The sequence below is a fragment of the Microbacterium sp. genome, assembly GCF_052102115.1.
In the GTDB taxonomy this organism is placed as follows: Bacteria; Actinomycetota; Actinomycetes; order Actinomycetales; family Microbacteriaceae; genus Microbacterium.
In genome coordinates, this window is record NZ_JBQDVP010000015.1 from 3,209 (window position 1) to 6,643 (window position 3,435).

Annotated in this window: 3 protein-coding genes; all 3 read right to left on the reverse strand. The window is 69.3% G+C overall.

All coding sequences use genetic code 11. From position 1 onward, the window contains the following. Nucleotides 1-635: alkaline phosphatase family protein (locus tag ACTICP_RS06730; protein WP_441890761.1), on the reverse strand; the 635-nt coding region annotated here is incomplete at its 3' end. Nucleotides 636-678: 43 nt separating this feature from the next. Then, on the reverse strand, nucleotides 679-2,115 hold the full coding sequence (locus tag ACTICP_RS06735) for a CDP-glycerol glycerophosphotransferase family protein (protein WP_441890763.1): 1,437 nt from the start codon (nucleotides 2,113-2,115) through the stop codon (nucleotides 679-681). Next, nucleotides 2,112-3,365, reverse strand: coding sequence for a CDP-glycerol glycerophosphotransferase family protein (locus tag ACTICP_RS06740; protein WP_441890765.1), 1,254 nt, complete (start codon nucleotides 3,363-3,365; stop codon nucleotides 2,112-2,114). Before ACTICP_RS06740 ends, ACTICP_RS06735 begins: the two co-directional genes overlap by 4 nt. Between the last annotated feature and the right edge of the window lie 70 nt (nucleotides 3,366-3,435).

A 3,435-nucleotide genomic window follows, 5' to 3' on the forward strand; every position in this document is an offset into this window, starting at 1 on the left:
CCCATGATGTGCTTCGCCTCGTCGGTGGTGGGCGCGGTGCCCTTCTTCAAGCGTTCGAAATTGATGATGTAGTCGTGGAGGAACCCGCCCATGGTGGCGTGCTCGCCGTGCTGCGGGGTGTTGTACGGCGCTTCCATGCTCTCGACATAGAGCTTCGCGTTGCCTGCCGGCTCGACGGTGCCGAAGATCTGCGTGTTGACGTGCGGGAACTCCTCACCCGGGTCCGGATCCGGGTGAGCCATGATCTTGTCTGTCGCGCCCTCGTAGACGTGCGCGTCCACACGCGTGCCGTCTTTCGTCTTGTTGTAGTACTCGCCGAAGGCGAGCCCGTCGAAGCTCTGGCCCTCCGGCAGGTTCTCCTGGGAGTACAGGTACCCGAGCAGGTTGTCGAAGGAGCGGTTCTCGCCCATCACGACGACGACGTGGTCGAACCCGGGGGCGTGACGGGGTGTGAGTGCGCTGAAGTCGCTCTCTCCCTCGTGGAACCCCGTCCGGTCGCCCGCCGCGAATCCGACCGCCCCGCCCACGGCACCGCCCAGGAGCGCTCCGGCTGCCGCCGTGCCGCCGTAGCGGAAGAAATCGCGCCGCGATCGCTTCGTCGATCTCGTCTCGTCGTTCCCCTCGCGTTCACGCATGCCGACAGCCTATGGCCGACGCGCACAGTTCGACGTCGGCTCGCTACCCGGCGATGTAACCGAGATCGAGCAGCCGAGAGACGACGCGCTCGGCCGCATGACCGTCGTCGAGGCGGTTGAACTGGTTGCGCCACGCGGCGTAGCGCGGGGCGAAACGGCCCGGCACCGACGGGTCGCCGAGGGCTGCGACGAGCTGGTCCTGCGTCGACACCAGCGGACCCGGCGCCCGCACCGCGAGGTCGAAGTAGAAGCCCCGCAGCTGACCCCGGTAGTGGTCGAGATCGGGCACGAGGAAGTACATCGGCTTGCCCGTGACGCTGAAATCGAACATCACCGAGGAGTAATCGGTGATGAGCGCGTCGGCGACCAGCAGCAGCCGGGCGGTCTCCGGGAACCCGGTGACGTCGATGACGCGTGCGCCGGACTGGTCTCTGCCCGGCTGCAGAGTGCGCGAGTGTCCGCGCACCAGCACGACAGCATCCGTCTGCTCGGCGAGCCGCTGCGCGTCGACGAAATCGACGATCTCGGAGCGGTCGTCGCGCCAGGTCGGCGCGTACAGCAGCACGCGCTCCTGCGGCCCGATGCCCAGCACCTTGCGCGTCTCCGCACCGCTGCCGTCGACGAGCACGTCATTGCGCGGGTATCCGTCGGTCCAGATCGGCTTGCCGAAGAACGCATACGCCTTCTTGAGGATGCGCTCCGAATACAGGTTCTGCGCAAGCAGCGCATCCCAGCGCCGCGATTCCTTGACGATGGCCGCCATCCGCCGGGGATCGAATCCGGGACGGTGCAGCGCCAGACGCTTGAGCGGCGTGCCGTGCCAGGTCTGCAGCACCTTCTGGCCGGGCTTGCGGACGAAGCGCCGACGCAGCCAGTCGTTCACGATCAGCAGTCGTGCAGCTCCCCGGGCATGCCACCACTCCGGGCTCCCCTCGACGACGGCGACCGCGCCCTCCGGCACCCGGACCGACCGGTCGACGATGCTCCAGTACCGGGTGACACCAGGTGCGCGCGCCGCGATCTCGTGATCGAGCGCGTACGGGTTGCAGCCGGCGCTCTGCCCGTAGAAGCTCTCGAAGAACACGGCGTTCTCGTCGCCCCCGGGCTGCGCCACGTAGCGCTCCTCGAGCGCCCTCTGCCCCTCGGCCGTCTCGTACACGGCGTCCAGCGGCGGTGCGACCGTGACGATCGCGCCGCGGACCGAGACGCGCAGACCGCTCAGCAGCCACGACTCGGGCTCGAGTGCAGACAGGTCCTCGCCGTCGACGCGCAGCTGGTACCGGCCCGACGGCAGCGGCAGCTCGGAACCGCCCCACCGCGAGACGCGCAGGGGGAACGTTGCCTTCCACGTCTTGCCGCCGCCGGTGATCCGCGCGTCGACCCGCGCACGCGGACCGTCGAGCGTCGCCGAGGGCGGTTTGGGCCCGGTGCCGGCTACGACCAGATTCTCGGCCTGCTCATCGATGAGAACGGTGGTCATCGTGCTCCTCTCGGCGCGGGGACCGCCCGCGCACGTATGGCCTGGTAGACGCGGCGGGCGTTTCGTCCGTCGCGGTGAGCGTGCATCTGAGCGCTGAGCGTACTGGATCGCGCGGAACGCTCCGCGAATACCTGCTCGTCGGTGAGCAGCGACTCGACCTGCGCCAGCAGTCCATCCCAGTCCTTTGCGGCATCCGTGCCCGCGACGTCTTCGTACCGCCCGTAGAAACCGCGCGTGCGCGCGTACTCATCGGCATCCGGGGCGAGGTAGAGCACCGGCATCCCGAGCAGCCCCACGTCGTACGCCATCGAGGAGTAGTCGGTGATCAGCACATCGATGCCCGGCAGCGCCGGTGTCACATCCGCGAGGACCGATGACCCCAGCATCCGAATGCGCATGCTCGGCAGGGGCGGCCGGTAGGCACCGGCTCCGAGCGGATGCGAGCGGACGAACAGCACCGCGTTCTGCTGCTCGAGGATCGTGACGATGCGCACCCACTCCGCGGCCGTGGGGACGGCAGGATCGTCGGCCCCGTCGCGCCACGTCGGCGCGTACAGCAGGGTGCGCGCGCCCGTCGGCAGGGATCCGGCCGCGTTCTCGAGCAGAGCGGATGCCGCGGCTCGCCGTTCGTCCGGCGATCCGGCCGAGAGCACGTCGACGCGCGGCTCGCCTGTGACGACGACCCGCGCGTCGTCGAGAGCGAAGGCCGACTCCAGGCGTCCCCGTGAGCGATCGGATGCCGCGGGCATCAGGCGGATGCGCCGTGCCGTCTCGCGGTAGAAGAACGCCACCAGGCGTCGCAGCACGCCTGCACCGGGGACGGCGGGCACCTCGGTCGTGGCCGGCGAGTCGAGCCCGATGCGCTTGAGCGGGATACCGTGCCACAACTGCACGAGAAAACCACCGGCCACGGCGTAGCGGTTCACGTCGCCCTGACCGTGCGTGACGACGATGACGCCCGCGCGAGCCGTGACCCACCAGCCCCGCAGCGAGGACTTCCGGATCGTCGGGATGCCGAGCGCCGTCGCCGTCGCTCGCTCACGCTCCGACGAGGTGAGCCATACAGTGCTGTGCTGAGCCGCGGTCGCGACATGCCAGAGAGCCAGTGCTCCGTCGGCCACACCGGCACCGCTGCCGAACACCCACCGGCGTCCGCGCGGGACCAGGAACGTTCCCATGCGCCCTGCGGCATACAGCGGGATGCGCAACAGCTTCGCCGCGTTCCCGGAGCCGAATGAGAAGGACGCCACCCCGCGAGCCTATCGCGGGGTGGCGTCCTGATCTGGGAACGCGGTGGTCAGAGAGCGCTGTGGTCAGAGA